The 515-nt window shown below is 44.7% G+C and carries 1 protein-coding gene; it reads right to left on the reverse strand.

The window, feature by feature from the left end; all coding sequences use genetic code 11:
* Positions 1-265: 265 nt before the first annotated feature.
* Positions 266-515 (reverse strand): hypothetical protein (locus R7O13_RS30985; protein WP_318305741.1); only part of this gene is annotated, 250 nt, incomplete at its 5' end.

Raw genomic sequence — 515 nt, forward strand, 5'->3', positions numbered from 1 at the left:
AAACTGAACAAAAAAATAAATAAACCATCACATCATCAAATTAATATTTAGTAGTCCTGCCATTGGCACGTAGTAGAGCTCTAATCCTGGCTGGCATGTTCCCCACGAGCCTTTCACACTGTTGAGGGGTAATCTTGTCCCATTCTTCTTGAATTACTGCTTTTAATTCTTCTAAATTCTTTGGTTTATGCTTTGAAACAGACCTTTTGATAATCCACCACAGATTTTCAATGGGGCTCATGTCTGGGGATTGAGCTGGCCACTCTCAGACCTGGATACTGTGCTCCTGCAGCCAAGTTCTACTGGCCTTGGATGTGTGGCAGGGGGCATTATCTTGTTGAAACATCCAGTTTTTACCTCGATGGAACAGTGCACGCGCAGAAGGGAGCATGTGGGTTTCGAGAATGGTACAATACTTGGTAGAGTTCAATGTGCCATCACAGACAGTGAGATGACCAACACCAGCAGCACTCATGCATCCCCAAACCATGATACTGCCTCCACCATGCTTGACA

Source organism: Vibrio sp. Y176, from assembly GCF_033438945.1.